Origin of the sequence: Streptomyces sp. NPDC020681 (genome assembly GCF_044334895.1) — a bacterium.
In the GTDB taxonomy this organism is placed as follows: Bacteria; Actinomycetota; Actinomycetes; order Streptomycetales; family Streptomycetaceae; genus Streptomyces.
In genome coordinates, this window is record NZ_JBIRTX010000006.1 from 360626 (window position 1) to 374648 (window position 14023).

Annotated in this window: 12 protein-coding genes and 1 tRNA gene; 10 read left to right on the top strand and 3 right to left on the bottom strand. The window is 69.8% G+C overall.

Annotation, left to right across the window (positions count from 1 at the left end; genetic code table 11):
• The first annotated feature begins 4 nt into the window (after window positions 1-4).
• Window positions 5-451 (top strand): SRPBCC family protein, encoded by a 447-nt coding sequence (locus ACH4YL_RS17550; protein ID WP_398508209.1) that lies wholly within the window; start codon window positions 5-7, stop codon window positions 449-451.
• 39 nt (window positions 452-490) lie between these two features.
• Window positions 491-562: transfer RNA gene (locus ACH4YL_RS17555), tRNA-Val, on the top strand.
• 62 nt (window positions 563-624) lie between these two features.
• On the opposite strand, the gene ACH4YL_RS17560 is transcribed toward ACH4YL_RS17555, so the two are convergent.
• Window positions 625-1350: a 3'-5' exonuclease gene (locus tag ACH4YL_RS17560; protein ID WP_398508210.1), complete on the bottom strand. Its 726-nt coding sequence runs from the start codon at window positions 1348-1350 to the stop codon at window positions 625-627.
• A 172-nt stretch (window positions 1351-1522) separates the two neighbouring features.
• Here ACH4YL_RS17560 and ACH4YL_RS17565 point away from each other — a divergent pair, with 172 nt between their 5' ends.
• From ACH4YL_RS17565 to ACH4YL_RS17580, 4 genes are all read left to right on the top strand, one after another.
• Window positions 1523-2101 (top strand): DUF4365 domain-containing protein, encoded by a 579-nt coding sequence (locus ACH4YL_RS17565; RefSeq protein WP_398508211.1) that lies wholly within the window; start codon window positions 1523-1525, stop codon window positions 2099-2101.
• Complete coding sequence (locus tag ACH4YL_RS17570) at window positions 2101-3318, top strand: hypothetical protein (RefSeq protein WP_398508212.1); 1218 nt, start codon at window positions 2101-2103, stop codon at window positions 3316-3318. The genes ACH4YL_RS17565 and ACH4YL_RS17570 overlap by 1 nt, the downstream gene beginning before the upstream one ends.
• Window positions 3319-3483: 165 nt before the next feature.
• Window positions 3484-5460 carry a threonine--tRNA ligase gene (gene thrS, locus ACH4YL_RS17575; RefSeq protein WP_398508213.1) on the top strand — a complete coding sequence of 659 codons (1977 nt, stop codon included), beginning with the start codon at window positions 3484-3486 and terminating at the stop codon, window positions 5458-5460.
• 123 nt (window positions 5461-5583) lie between these two features.
• On the top strand, window positions 5584-6141 hold the full coding sequence (locus ACH4YL_RS17580) for an HIT family protein (RefSeq protein ID WP_398508214.1): 558 nt from the start codon (window positions 5584-5586) through the stop codon (window positions 6139-6141).
• 45 nt (window positions 6142-6186) lie between these two features.
• Here the strand turns inward: ACH4YL_RS17580 and ACH4YL_RS17585 are convergent, their stop codons facing one another.
• Together ACH4YL_RS17585 and ACH4YL_RS17590 are read right to left on the bottom strand one after the other, a co-directional pair.
• Window positions 6187-7842, bottom strand: a complete 1656-nt coding sequence (locus ACH4YL_RS17585) for a hypothetical protein (protein WP_398508215.1) — start codon at window positions 7840-7842, stop codon at window positions 6187-6189.
• Between the two features lie 225 nt (window positions 7843-8067).
• Window positions 8068-10275: an elongation factor G-like protein EF-G2 gene (locus tag ACH4YL_RS17590; RefSeq protein ID WP_398508216.1), complete on the bottom strand. Its 2208-nt coding sequence runs from the start codon at window positions 10273-10275 to the stop codon at window positions 8068-8070.
• A 263-nt stretch (window positions 10276-10538) separates the two neighbouring features.
• On the opposite strand from ACH4YL_RS17590, the gene pgsA reads away from it, so the two are divergent.
• From pgsA to ACH4YL_RS17610, 4 genes are all read left to right on the top strand, one after another.
• On the top strand, window positions 10539-11204 hold the full coding sequence (gene pgsA, locus ACH4YL_RS17595) for a phosphatidylinositol phosphate synthase (RefSeq protein ID WP_398508217.1): 666 nt from the start codon (window positions 10539-10541) through the stop codon (window positions 11202-11204).
• Entirely contained in the window at window positions 11204-12106 is a 903-nt protein-coding gene (locus ACH4YL_RS17600) for a phosphatidylinositol mannoside acyltransferase (protein WP_398508218.1), read from the top strand. The genes pgsA and ACH4YL_RS17600 overlap by 1 nt, the downstream gene beginning before the upstream one ends.
• The gene (locus ACH4YL_RS17605) at window positions 12103-13263 is read left to right on the top strand and encodes a glycosyltransferase family 4 protein (protein ID WP_398508219.1); all 1161 of its coding nucleotides are present in this window, start codon (window positions 12103-12105) and stop codon (window positions 13261-13263) included. The genes ACH4YL_RS17600 and ACH4YL_RS17605 overlap by 4 nt, the downstream gene beginning before the upstream one ends.
• Window positions 13264-13328: 65 nt before the next feature.
• Entirely contained in the window at window positions 13329-13874 is a 546-nt protein-coding gene (locus ACH4YL_RS17610; protein ID WP_398508220.1) for a hypothetical protein, read from the top strand.
• Window positions 13875-14023: the final 149 nt, after the last annotated feature.

Consider the following 14023-nt stretch of genomic DNA (forward strand, 5'->3'; position numbering starts at 1 on the left):
CACCATGGACTGGAGTTGTTACCGCTTCCGCAGCGTCTGGGACCTGACCGCCGGACGGGACGACGTGTACGCCGTGTTGGAGCGGGCCGAGGAGTACCCGCGCTGGTGGCCGCAGGTCCGCGAGGTGATCCCGCTCGACGAGTTCAGCGGCACCGCCCGGTTCCGCTCCTTCCTCCCGTACGAACTGCAGGTCACCGCCCGCGCCCTGCGCCGGGACCCGGAGGCCGGGGTGCTCGAGGTCGGGATGGAGGGCGATCTGGAGGGCTGGGCGCGCTGGACGCTGGCGGCGCACGGCACCGGCACGCGGGCCGTGTACGACCAGGAGGTGGAGGTGCGCAAACCGCTGATGAGACGGCTGTCAGTGCTGTGCCGCCCGGTGTTCCGGGCCAATCACGCGGCGATGATGCGCGGCGGCCGCAGGGGTCTGGCCGCGTACCTCCGGGCGGTTTGAAGGAAAGCCGCGGAGACCTGTATGGTTCAGTGCGTTCCCGGGCGATTAGCTCAGTGGGAGAGCGCTTCGTTCACACCGAAGAGGTCACTGGTTCGAACCCAGTATCGCCCACCGGGAAAGGCCGGTCCGTCAGCTGACGGACCGGCCTTCTGCGTCTGGAACCGCCGTACGGATCAGGCAGCCGCGGGCAGTTCGGGCCGCAGCGGCCACGCCGGGTCGACCAGCTCGGGTGTGCCGCTGCGGGCGAACCACGCCTGCAGGCCGCGCGCCTGGGCCGCGTGCCACACCGCCTGCAGCGTGTGCAGCTCGGCCGGCGACAGCCGCTCCATCCGGGAGGCGAACCGGCGGCCCACCGCCCGGGTCACGTCCAGTGCCGCCATCGCGTCCGCGGCCGCGTCGTGGGCGCCGTCGAGCACCACCTCGTACTGCTCGCACAGATCGGTCAGCGTGCGACGGCCCTTGCGGTAGCGGTCCAGATGCTTGTCCAGCACCCGCGGGTCCAGCACGCACAGTGGCGCGTTCTCCAGGTAGCGGCCGAGCGACGAGGCCCGGTGACGCCGCAGTTCACGGTCGAGGATGGTCAGATCGAACGGTGCGTTCATCACCACGAGCGGACGGGCCGCGGCGCACTGCTCGGCGAGCGAGCGCGCTATCTCCTCCATCACCGGCGCCGGCCAGCGGCCGTTGCGCTGCAGATGGTCGTCGGTGAGCCCGTGCACCTCCGTGGCGCCCGGCGGCACCGGCACTCCGGGATTGACCAGCCAGCGGGTGACACGAGGCCGCCCGCCCAGCATGTCCTGCACGACGACCGCCGCCGACACGATGCGGTCCTCTTCGACGTCGACTCCGGTTGTCTCCGTGTCAAATGCGGCCAGGGGGCCGTCATACCAGCGCGTCATCCCCGAACTCCTCGCACATGGCGGGCAGATGGCGAAATCCCCTGCCCGAATCGGTGATACCCGGGCTGTTTGCGCTGTACGCAGGACGGTGACAACACAGATGAAGGGTATGAAAGTTGACACCCTGTCGTATGGACATCCAGTGGTACAGCCCGGAAGGCACAGAAGAGCCATGGCGCTCGCGCAGCCCGAATCAGGGGGCCAGAGGGGAGGGCTGCTGCCCCAGCGGACAGCACCGCTGCGTGGCGCACTCGCCACCACGGCCTGCATGGAGACCCTGCAGGTGGGCTATCTGCACGCGGTAGCGGCCGCGTCCGGCTGCTCGCTCTCGCAGCCCTTTCCGGACAACGGCATCGACTGGCACGTGAGCCACAGCTCGGCCGGTCACACCGTCGACGACGAGGTGACCATAAAGGTCCAGCTCAAGTGCACGTACCAGATCCCTCCGCACCCCCCGGGCCCCGCCTTCTCCTTCACGCTCGACAACGACCACCTGGTGAAACTGGCCCGCACCCCGGTGTCCGTGCACAAGATCCTTGTCGTGATGCTCGTCCCCCGGACACAGGACGAGTGGCTGCGCGCCAGTCACGACCGGCTCGATCTGCGGCACTGCTGCTACTGGACCAACCTGGCCGGCCACCCGGTGACGGGCAGGCGCAGGACCACTGTGCGGATCCCGACCTCACGGATCTTCGACGACCGGGCGCTCTGCGAGATCATGACGCGGGTCGGGGCGGGAGGGAGACCCTGATGCAGCGGCCATTCGACGAGTCCGTGCGACCACATCCGACCGCCGAGATGCCAGGACCCTGGTACGGCGGCGAACCGGACCCCGCCCAGGTCGACCCCGTCGTCCTGGGCGCGCTGCTCGACCGGCACGGCTGGCGGCGGCGCGGCGGGGCGGCGGGCCGCTATGCGCGCTGGACGCCGCCCGGGAACGCCGCGGGCGGCACCAGTCTGCTCGTGCCCGAGAGCAGGTCGTTTCCGGACTGCGAGGACTTGCTGGGCGAGGCGCTGACCGCGCTGTCGCGCAGCGCGGCTCCGTCGGCCCGTGAGGTGCTGGTCGGGCTGACCGTGCCCAGCGACGAGATCCGCTGGTGGCGCGATGTGCCGCACGGGCCGTCGGGCGCGGCCATGTGGACGGTGCAGGAGCAACTGCGGGCCGCGGCACGGCAGATGCTGATGGCGGGCGCGCTCGCGGCGCGCGGCCGGGCGGGCTACTACGGCGCGCGGCACCGGCGGCAGGCGCAGGCCTCGCTGGAAGGCGTCCTGGTGGGACCGGCGCCCGGCGGGCGCAGTCTCACCGCCTTTGTGCCGGTGGAGAGCGGCCGGCCGGTCATGGTCCGGCTGTACCACGCGCTTCAGGCGGCCCGGGAGGCCGTCGACTATCAGCGGGCCACCGGCGGGATGGAAGCCTTCGACGCCGCCGTGGAGGCGGGCGTCAGCAAGGAGCTGACCGAGTCGGTGATAGCGCTGGTCCGGGGGTCGGAGGGGGCCCGGATCGGCCTGGAGTGGTCACCGGCGGCCGGTGTGCCGGCCGGCTGCGCACCGCGGAACGAACCGGTCGAGTTCACGCCCGGAGACCTGCCCGCGCTGCGCGAGGCGGGCGCGCGCTATCTCCAGGACGAGCCGTCGGTGCCGGTGCGGATCACGGGCACGGTGGTACGGATGCGCCGCTCGGGGCCGCGCGGAGAGGGAACGGTACGGCTGCGGGTTCTGGCGGGCGCGGAGGTGCCGCACGTACGGGTGGCGCTGGACGAGGACTCGTACCGTACGGCGGGCCATGCGCACCTGGTCGGGCTGCCGATCCGGGTGGTGGGCCGGCTGGAGAGCCGCGGCGGCTTCCGGCGGCTGACCGATGCGTCGAACGTCGTTCCGGTGCAGGTGGACGAGGCGGAGCGGGACCGGCTGATGAAGTCGCTCCAGGAGAATCTGGACTTCTTCGAGGAGGCGTGCCAGGGCGAGTGAACCGGAGGTCCTGCTCCCGGACCGGCCGAGGCGGTGTGCCGGGGCTGCGCCAGGACCGCTGGGGCATGTCCTGAGTAACCGTTTCGCGGGTGGTGCCCTCACCTCGGTACGATTCCTAGCGCGTGCGCACGATGAGCGCGTATCCCCTTCAGTCAGGAGAGACCGGTGTCAGACGTCCGTGTGATCATCCAACGCGATTCCGAGCGGGAAGAGCGCGTGGTGACGACGGGCACTACGGCAGCCGAGCTCTTCGCGGGCGAGCGGACCATCGTCGCGGCGCGGGTCGCCGGTGAGCTGAAGGACCTCGCGTACGCGGTCCAGGACGGCGAGGAGGTCGAGCCCGTCGAGATCTCCTCCGAGGACGGGCTGAACATCCTGCGCCACTCCACCGCGCATGTGATGGCGCAGGCCGTGCAGGAGCTCTTCCCGGAGGCCAAGCTCGGCATCGGCCCGCCGGTCAAGGACGGTTTCTACTACGACTTCGACGTCGAGAAGCCGTTCACTCCCGAGGATCTCAAGGCCATCGAGAAGAAGATGCAGGAGATCCAGAAGCGCGGCCAGCGCTTCTCGCGTCGCGTGGTGACCGACGAGGCCGCCCGTGAGGAGCTCGCGGACGAGCCGTACAAGCTGGAGCTCATCGGCATCAAGGGCTCCGCGTCCAGCGACGACGGCGCGGACGTCGAGGTGGGCGGCGGAGAGCTGACCATCTACGACAACCTCGACGCCAAGTCCGGCGAGCTGTGCTGGAAGGACCTCTGCCGCGGTCCCCACCTGCCCACCACCCGCAACATCCCGGCGTTCAAGCTGATGCGCAACGCCGCCGCGTACTGGCGCGGCAGCGAGAAGAACCCGATGCTGCAGCGCATCTACGGCACCGCCTGGCCCTCGAAGGACGAGCTCAAGGCGCACCTGGACTTCCTCGCCGAGGCCGAGAAGCGCGACCACCGCAAGCTGGGCAATGAGCTCGACCTGTTCTCCATCCCGGACCAGATCGGCTCCGGCCTCGCCGTCTTCCATCCCAAGGGCGGCGTCGTACGCCGGGTCATGGAGGACTACTCGCGCAAGCGGCACGAGGAGGAGGGGTACGAGTTCGTCTACACCCCGCACGCCACGAAGGGGAAGCTCTTCGAGACCTCGGGCCACCTGGACTGGTACGCCGAAGGCATGTACCCGCCCATGCAGCTCGACGAGGGCACGGACTACTACCTCAAGCCCATGAACTGCCCGATGCACAACCTGATCTTCGACGCGCGCGGGCGTTCGTACCGTGAACTGCCGCTGCGCCTCTTCGAGTTCGGCACCGTGTACCGGTACGAGAAGTCGGGCGTCGTGCACGGCCTGACCCGGGCCCGCGGCTTCACCCAGGACGACGCGCACATCTACTGCACCAAGGAGCAGATGGCGGACGAGCTCGACTCGACGCTCACCTTCGTGCTGAACCTGCTGCGCGACTACGGCCTCACCGACTTCTATCTGGAGCTGTCCACCAAGGACCCGGAGAAGTTCGTCGGCGCCGACGAGGTCTGGGAGGAAGCCACCGAGACGCTGCGCAAGGTGGCGGAGAAGCAGGGCCTGCCGCTGGTCCCGGACCCGGGCGGTGCGGCGTTCTACGGCCCGAAGATCTCCGTCCAGGCGAAGGACGCGATCGGCCGGACCTGGCAGATGTCGACCGTGCAGCTCGACTTCAACCTGCCGGAGCGCTTCGACCTGGAGTACACGGGTCCGGACGGCTCCAAGCAGCGTCCGGTGATGATCCACCGCGCGCTGTTCGGCTCGATCGAGCGGTTCTTCGCGGTGCTGCTGGAGCACTACGCGGGCGCGTTCCCGGCGTGGCTGGCTCCGGTGCAGGCGGTCGGCATCCCGATCGGCGACGCTCACGTCCCGTACCTGCAGGAGTTCGCCGCCAAGGCCAAGAAGCAGGGCCTGCGCGTCGAGGTCGACTCCTCGTCGGACCGTATGCAGAAGAAGATCCGCAACGCCCAGAAGCAGAAGGTGCCCTTCATGGTCATCGCGGGCGACGAGGACATGGAGCACGGCGCGGTGTCCTTCCGCTACCGCGACGGCTCGCAGGAGAACGGCATTCCGGTCGACGAGGCGATTGCGAAGATCGCGAAGGTCGTCGCGGACCGTACGCAGGTCTAGGGCCTGTCGTCCGGATCAGGCGAAAGGCCCTGGCCGTACGGCAACAGGCGCCCGGCTGTCAGAGGTCCCCGGGGAGCGTCCGTTCCCCGGGGACCCCCACACGCTCCGTATGGGTGAAGCAATATGCTGCACAGCATGACGAGTGAGCCGGAGCAGCAGATCGGAGTGGGGACGCAGGACGCGTTCCAGCGCCTGTGGACGCCTCATCGGATGGCGTACATCCAGGGCGAGAACAAGCCGACCGGACCCGGCGCCGACGACGGCTGTCCCTTCTGCTCCATCCCGTCCAAGTCCGACGAGGACGGGCTCGTCATCGCCCGCGGCTCGCACGTGTACGCGGTGCTCAATCTCTATCCGTACAACGGCGGCCATCTGATGGTGGTGCCGTTCCGCCATGTCGCCGACTACACCGAGCTGGACGAGGCGGAGACGGCGGAGCTCGCGGCGTTCACCAAGCACGCGATGACGGCGCTGCGCAAGGCGTCGGGTGCGCACGGCTTCAACATCGGCATGAACCAGGGCACGGTCGCCGGCGCCGGCATCGCCGCCCATCTGCATCAGCACGTCGTGCCGAGATGGGGCGGCGACACCAACTTCATGCCGGTCGTCGGGCACACCAAGGTGCTGCCGCAGCTCCTCGCCGACACCCGCACCATGCTCGCGGAGGCCTGGCCTTCGTAGGGTCCCGGGGCCGAGGCCCGGGACCCTGATCCCGGCAGACAGGCCCTACGCGTCGTACAGATCGGCCTTCCGCGGCATCGGATCCTGGACAAAGCCGCTGACGATCATGGAGCGGTTGCCGAAGCGCTCGGTGTCCACGCCGTTCTCCTCGAGCACCCGCAGCGCCGCGGTGTGCGCCACGCGCAGCACGGGCGTGGCCGCGCGCATCGCGTCGTCCGCCATGAACCGGTGCCGCCACGGCTGCTCCGCCCACGCGTGACGCAGCCCGAAGGGTTCGGGAAGCACCAGCTTGCCGCCGAAGTAGTCCAGCAGCGGCGGATACCACGTGAAGGGCGCGCGCACCGCCAGCCGTACCACCTCGCGCGTCTCGACCAGCGGCAGCACCCGGTCGACGGTCTCCCAGAAACGGACCGTCTTGGCGACCGTGACGGTCTTGGGCGCGGGCTTGGTGGTGAACAGGGAGTGCACCGGGCCGAGCGCATGCCCGGTCACCTCGATGCGCAGCGTCTCGTGGAGCACGGTCACGGTGATCATCATGGTGATCACCAACTGGCCGTCCCAGAGCGTGAACTGGACACCCAGATAGTGCCGGTTGCCGCCGCTGAACTGCTGGTGGTTGCAGATGCGCTGTATCTCGTGGCCCTTGACCTGGAAGGCTTCGACGTCCTGGCCCTCCGGCCGGGCCACCTCCGCGGCCTTCTCACCGACCGGCGACACGATCCAGTGCTTGACCGACGGCGTCGGAAAGCCGCCGGAATTCAGCGGGCCGCGCTCCAGCATCTTCATCTTGTCGTGGATCGCCCGTATGACGTCCCAGCTGCGGAACTGGTTGATGTCCTTGCCAGCCTCCTTGGAGACCAGCTCCTCGGCCATCTGCCAGCTGCCCCACCGCGTGCCCATGCCGAGTATCCCCTTGGGCCCGGCGTAGAAGACCGAGTTGGACTGCTGCTCGGCGGTGAGCTTCTCCAAGCCTTGGCGCAGTTCCTCACGCGCGGTCTCATTGGGATGCCCGGGCACGGCTTCCGGCACCTTGGCCCCGATGCCGCCGCCCGAGAGCAGCGAGTCCCAGTGGGCCCGCATGTCCTTCGCCGTGGCCTCGCAGATCCGCTTGGCCAGCACCCAGCCGACGACCGGGGCGACGATCATGCCGCGCAGGTAGTACGCCCAGAAACTGCTGAGCGGCAGCCGGATCACGAGGATCAGGGCGAGACCGCCGATGCCGACCAGCAGCAGGGTGCCCAGGGCGCCGGCGCTCCTGTTCTGGGCTCCGGCGATCGTCCGGCGGAGCTGGAAGACGCCCATCCACAGCAGCAGTCCCGGCAGGAAGAGCAGCCCGAAGACGGCCATCACACCGGTCAGCCGGGCGTCGCGCTCCTTACGGATGCGGTTCGCCGCAAGGCAGTGCTCGACGACCGCCTGCGGCTCGGTGCCGAAGGACTGGATCAGCGCCTTTCGGGCGCCACCGAGCGTCCGCATCTGGACGGCCCGCGAGAAGGCCTCGCCCAGATTCGGCTCGAAGAGCGAGATCTTGCCCTTCTTCACCTCGGACTTGTGCCACTCGTTGTTCGCCTTGAGGATCTCGTCGACGGGGCTGTCGCGGTACGCGGCCGACGCGAGGGCATGCGTCGCCGCGGTCTGCCCTGCCGAGCCGAGGAGAGGGACCTGAGCCCCTGGAGTGAAGTCGAAACCGCCGTTCGCCACTACCGCCCCCCATCGCCGCAAGCATCCGCACTGCGGCCTGTTCCCAACTACCGTGCCCCGCACACCTGCTGAGCTGGGCACCTCAGCGTATAGGGGGCGCACACCGCGCGTCAGGTGAGACCGCTGCATTTGACCCGGCCACCCCGGACCTCCGGAGCCGGCCAGGCGGCGAAGTACCGCCCGCCGCACCCTCCTTGGGCGAGCGGCACATCAACGGCACATCAACTACGAGCCGTTGTCCGCCTGTTCGCGCACCCTCTCCGCCACCTGCGGCGGCATCGCCTCATGACGGGCGTACGAGCGGCTGAACTGGCCCGACCCGTGCGAGATCGACCGCAGATCGACCGCGTACCGCCCGATCTCGATCTCCGGAACCTCGGCCCGTACGAGAGTGCGCGAGCCGCGGGCCTGCTCGGTGCCGACGACGCGGCCGCGGCGGCCCGACAGATCGCTCATCACCGGGCCGACATATTCGTCCGAAACCAGTACCCGCACTTCGGCCACCGGCTCCAGCAGATGGATCCGGGTGTCCGCGGCCGCCTCGCGCAGCGCCAGCGCGCCCGCCGTCTGGAAGGCGGCGTCGGAGGAGTCCACCGAGTGCGCCTTGCCGTCGATCAGGGTGATCCGTACGTCGACGAGTGGATAGCCGGCCGCGACGCCGCGCGCCGCCTGGGCGCGCACTCCCTTCTCCACGGACGGGATGAACTGGCGGGGCACCGCGCCGCCGACGACCTTGTCGACGAACTCGATGCCGGACCCCGCGGGCAGCGGCTCCACCTCGATCTCGCAGATCGCGTACTGCCCGTGTCCGCCGGACTGCTTCACATGCCGTCCGCGGCCCGCCGACCTGCTGCCGAAGGTCTCGCGCAGCTGCACCTTGTGCGGGACGACATCGACCTGGACGCCGTACCGGCTGCGCAGCCGCTCCAGCGCCACATCCGCATGCGCCTCGCCCAGACACCACAGCACCACCTGGTGGGTCGACTGGTTCTGCTCCAGGCGCATCGTCGGGTCCTCGGCGACCAGCCGGGAGAGCCCCTGCGAGAGCTTGTCCTCGTCCGCCTTGCTGTGCGCCTGGATGGCGAGCGGCAGCAGTGGATCGGGCATCGTCCACGCTTCCATCAGCAGTGGATCGTCCTTGGAGGAGAGCGTGTCGCCGGTCTCGGCGCGGGCCAGCTTCGCGACGCACGCGAGATCTCCGGCGATGACCTGGCCCAGCGGGCGCTGCTGTTTGCCGAAGGGCGCGGTGAGCGCGCCGATGCGCTCGTCGACGTCGTGGTCCTCGTGCCCGCGGTCGGCGAGTCCGTGGCCCGACACGTGCACCGTCTCGTCGGGGCGCAGGGTGCCGGAGAAGACGCGTACCAGCGAGATCCGGCCGACATACGGGTCGGATGCGGTCTTGACGACCTCGGCGACCAGCGGTCCTTCCGGATCGCAGCTGATCTGCGGGCGCGGCGCGCCCTGCGGAGTCGTGACGGCCGGGGCCTCGGGCTCCAGCGGGGTCGGGAAGCCGCCGGTGATCAGCTCCAGGAGTTCGACCGTGCCGAGTCCCTGCTTGGCGCCGTCGAGCGCGGGAGCGGCCGCCAGGACCGGATAGAAGATGCCGCGCGCGACGGCCTTCTCCAGATCCTCGATCAGCGTTTTGATGTCGATCGCGGCACCGCTGAGATAGCGGTCCATGAGGGTCTCGTCCTCGCTCTCGGCGATGATCCCTTCGATCAGCCGGTTGCGGGCCTCCTCGATCAGTGGCGCCTGCGCCGGGTCCGGCGGGGTCTCCTTACGCTCGCCGGAGGAGTAGTCGAAGATCTTCTGCGACAGCAGCCCGACCAGTCCGGTGACCGGGGCATGGCCGTCCGGGCCCTGAGCCCCGTACTGCGGCAGATACAGCGGCAGCACGGCATCGGGGTCCTCGGGGCCGAAGATGCCGCCGCAGACCCGCGTCAGCTCCTCGTAGCCGGTGCGCGCGGTCTCCAGATGCGTGACGACGATCGCGCGCGGCATACCGACCGCGGCGCACTCCTCCCACACCGCGCGGGTCGAGCCCGCGATCGCATCGGGCTCCTGAGCTGCGGACACAACGAAAAGGGCCGCGTCCGCGGCTCGCAGACCGGCCCTGAGCTCCCCGACGAAGTCGGCATATCCGGGAGTGTCCAGGAGATTGATTTTGTACCCGCCCCATTCGACCGGGACCAGGGACAGCTGTACGGAACGTTGCTGCCGGTGCTCGATCTCGTCGTAGTCGGAGACCGTCCCACCGTCCTCGACCCGCCCCGCCCGGTTCACCGCTCCCGCGGTGAGCGCCAGGGCCTCGATCAAGGTGGTCTTTCCGGATCCGCTGTGGCCGACCAGCACCACATTCCGTACGGATGAGGGCCGGTCGGCCGTAGCCGCCCTGCCGGCGGCTCCGGTGTGTGCACTCGCTTTGTCGCCCATGATTCTTGCCTCCCGATCGATTGCACGGTGAGGAGAGGGGCCGCGGGCGAGGCGAGCCGTGAAGGGGCCCACCGGACGCGTCCGGGGGCAGCTCCGGCGATGCCCGCAGTCGTCTTTCGAGCTTTCCACTCCGGTCACGGTGCGTCCATACGTCGTACGCCACCGCGCGAGAAGGAGGCGCGACGCTGGAGCCCGTCGGGCCTGGCTACGATGGGCCAGCCGGTGGCCATTGGGGCCGCGGGCCACCGACCCTCGGGAAGGCCATGCTGAACAAGTACGCGCGTGCATTTTTCACGCGTGTCCTCACACCGTTCGCCGCATTTCTGCTCCGACGTGGGGTGAGCCCCGATGCGGTCACCCTCATCGGTACGGCCGGAGTGATGGCGGGTGCGCTGGTCTTCTTCCCCCGGGGAGAGTTTTTCTGGGGCACGATCGTCATCACGTTGTTCGTCTTCTCCGACCTCGTCGACGGCAACATGGCGCGGCAGGCGGGGGTCTCGAGCCGGTGGGGCGCGTTCCTGGACTCGACGCTCGACCGGGTCGCCGACAGTGCGATCTTCGCGGGCTTCGCCCTGTGGTACGCGGGCAGCGGGGACGACAATGTGTTGTGTGCCGTCGCCATCTTCTGCCTGGCGAGCGGGCAGGTCGTCTCGTACACCAAGGCACGCGGCGAATCGATTGGCCTGCCGGTCGCGGTCAATGGCCTGATCGAGCGGGCCGAGCGGCTGGTGATCTCGCTGGTCGCCGCCGGACTTGCCGGACTGCACGGATTCGGCGTGCCCGGCATCGACGTGCTGCTGCCGATCGCGCTGTGGATCGTCGCCGTCGGCAGCCTGGTGACGCTGGGACAGCGGGTCGTGACGGTACGCCGGGAGTCCGCGGAGGCCGACGCCGCCGCGGCACAGGGGAGCGAGGCTGAGGCGACGTGATGCGGGACCGGGTGACCGACGCGCTGTACGGACTGGGCTGGAGCACTGTCAAGAAGCTGCCGGAGCCCGCGGCCGCCGCGCTCGGCAGGACCATCGCCGACGTCGCGTGGAAGCGGCGCGGCAAGAGCGTGTTGCGTCTGGAGTCCAACCTCGCCCGGGTCGTGCCGGACGCGAGTCCCGAGCGCCTCGCCGAGCTGTCGAAGGCCGGCATGCGCTCGTACATGCGCTACTGGATGGAGTCGTTCCGGCTGCCGACCTGGAGCCAGGAACGCGCCACCGACTCCTTCGACCTCAAGGGCGCCCACTATCTGACCGACGGACTGGAAGCGGGCAAGGGCGTCATACTCGCGCTGCCGCACCTGGCCAACTGGGATCTCGCCGGGGTCTGGGTCACGCGCGCGCTGGGCGTGCCGTTCACCACGGTCGCGGAGCGGCTCAAGCCGGAGACGCTGTACGACCGGTTCGTCGCGTACCGCGAGAGCCTGGGCATGGAGGTGCTGCCGCACACCGGCGGCGCCGCGTTCGGCACCCTGGCCCGGCGGCTGCGCGCCGGCGGTCTTGTCTGCCTGGTCTCCGACCGCGATCTGTCGGCGTCCGGCGTCGACGTGAAGTTCTTCGGCGACGCCGCCCGGATGCCGGCCGGACCGGCGATGCTCGCCCAGCAGACCGGAGCCCTGCTGCTCCCGGTCACGCTCTGGTACGACGACACCCCTGTCATGAAGGGCCGGATCCATCCGCCGCTCGACGTGCCCGAGACAGGTACCCGCGAGGAAAAGACGTCTGTGATGACACAGGCGCTGGCCGATGCCTTCGCCACGGGAATCGCCGATCACCCGGAGGACTGGCACATGCTCCAGCGGCTCTGGCTCGCCGACCTCGAGCCCCGGGAGGACTCGACGTGAGGATCGGCATCGTCTGCCCGTACTCCTGGGACGTGCCGGGCGGCGTCCAATTCCATATCAGGGACCTGGCGGAGCATCTGATCCGGCTGGGTCACGAGGTGTCGGTGCTGGCGCCGGCGGACGACGAGACACCGCTGCCGCCGTACGTGGTCTCGGCGGGCCGGGCCGTACCCGTCCCGTACAACGGCTCGGTCGCGCGGCTGAACTTCGGCTTCCTGTCGGCCGCGCGGGTGCGGCGCTGGCTGCACGACGGCACCTTCGACGTGATCCACATCCATGAGCCGACCTCGCCGTCGCTGGGCCTGCTGAGCTGCTGGGCGGCGCAGGGCCCGATCGTCGCCACCTTCCACACCTCGAACCCGCGCTCGCGCGCGATGATCGCCGCGTATCCGATCCTGCAGCCCGCGCTGGAGAAGATCAGCGCGCGGATCGCGGTCAGCGAGTACGCCCGCCGCACGCTCGTCGAGCACCTCGGCGGCGACGCGGTCGTCATCCCGAACGGCGTCGACGTCGGCTTCTTCGACCGGGCCGAGCCGAAGGCGGAGTGGCAGGGCAACACGATGGGCTTCATAGGGCGCATCGACGAGCCCCGCAAGGGGTTGCCGGTGCTCATGAAGGCCCTGCCCAAGATCCTCGCCGAGCGGCCCGACACCCGGCTGCTGGTGGCCGGCCGCGGCGACGAGAAGGAGGCGGTCGCCGCGCTGCCGAAGGCGATGCACAAGCAGGTCGAGTTCCTCGGCATGGTCAGCGACGAGGACAAGGCGCGGCTGCTGCGCAGCGTGGACGTGTACGTGGCGCCGAACACCGGCGGCGAGAGCTTCGGCATCATCCTCGTCGAGGCGATGTCGGCGGGCGCGCCGGTGCTGGCCTCGGACCTGGACGCCTTCGCGCAGGTCCTCGACCAGGGCGCGGCGGGCGAGCTCTTCACGAACGAGGACGCGGACGCGCTGGCCTCGGCGGCGGTGCGGCTGCTGGGGGACCCGGCGCGGCGGGCCGAGCTGCGCAAGCGGGGCAGCGCGCATGTGCGGCGCTTCGACTGGTCGACCGTCGGTGCGGACATTCTGGCGGTCTACGAAACGGTGACGGACGGCGCGGCATCGGTGGCGGCGGACGAACGCCCGGGCTTCCGGGCGCGGTTCGGCCTGGCGCGCGACTGAGGGCGGCCGCTGGTACCTGAGGCGGCGCGGAGCCCAGGTCAAGGACACCGGTAGCCTTTCCGCCCGTGACCGCAACCCTGATCTGGATCGTCGTCGCCCTCGTCGCGATCGGCATGTATCTGAGCTGGACCGCCGGACGGCTCGACCGGCTGCACGCGCGGATGGACGCCGCGCGCGCCGCCCTCGACGCCCAACTCCTGCGCCGCGCCTCGGTCACCCAGGAGCTGGCGACCTCCAAGGTGCTCGATCCTGCCGCGTCGATCCTGCTCTACGAGGCGGCTCACGCCGCCCGGCAGGCGGAGGAGGACCACCGAGAGGTCGCCGAGAGCGAACTCAGTGCGGCGCTGCGGGCCGTGTTCGCGGAGACGGCGCAGGTCGAGGCGGTACGCGAGGTTCCGGGCGGCGAGGAGGCAGCCCGTGAACTGGCGCAGGCCGTACGGCGGGTGCCGATGGCACGCCGGTTCCACAACGACTCCGTACGCGCTGCCCGCGCGCTGCGCCGGCACCGAAAGGTCCGCTGGTTCCGGCTGGCCGGCCACGCTCCGTTCCCGCTGGCCTTCGAGATGGACGACGAGCCGCCGGCCGCGCTGGCGGACCGCCCGGTCAGCTGACCGTTCGATCTTCCGCACCGGCCTTCCGCACCCGCCTTCCCCGTCGCCTTCCTCATCGGCCTTCCTCATCCTCCTCGGACACCTGAGCGGTCAAAACGATCCACCGGCTGTTCATTGGCCCTTGCTGTGGACTGGTCGGCGGATGTTCC

What these genes read in the sequence shown, in the direction of transcription:
- ACH4YL_RS17570 (WP_398508212.1), top strand. Translation starts at nt 2,101, where the DNA reads ATGCAGCGGCCATTCGACGAGTCCGTGCGACCACATCCGACCGCCGAG.
- ACH4YL_RS17560 (WP_398508210.1), bottom strand. Translation starts at nt 1,350, where the DNA reads ATGACGCGCTGGTATGACGGCCCCCTGGCCGCATTTGACACGGAGACA.
- ACH4YL_RS17565 (WP_398508211.1), top strand. Translation starts at nt 1,523, where the DNA reads ATGGCGCTCGCGCAGCCCGAATCAGGGGGCCAGAGGGGAGGGCTGCTG.
- ACH4YL_RS17580 (WP_398508214.1), top strand. Translation starts at nt 5,584, where the DNA reads ATGCTGCACAGCATGACGAGTGAGCCGGAGCAGCAGATCGGAGTGGGG.
- ACH4YL_RS17600 (WP_398508218.1), top strand. Translation starts at nt 11,204, where the DNA reads ATGCGGGACCGGGTGACCGACGCGCTGTACGGACTGGGCTGGAGCACT.
- ACH4YL_RS17550 (WP_398508209.1), top strand. Translation starts at nt 5, where the DNA reads ATGGACTGGAGTTGTTACCGCTTCCGCAGCGTCTGGGACCTGACCGCC.
- ACH4YL_RS17590 (WP_398508216.1), bottom strand. Translation starts at nt 10,275, where the DNA reads ATGGGCGACAAAGCGAGTGCACACACCGGAGCCGCCGGCAGGGCGGCT.
- pgsA (WP_398508217.1), top strand. Translation starts at nt 10,539, where the DNA reads ATGCTGAACAAGTACGCGCGTGCATTTTTCACGCGTGTCCTCACACCG.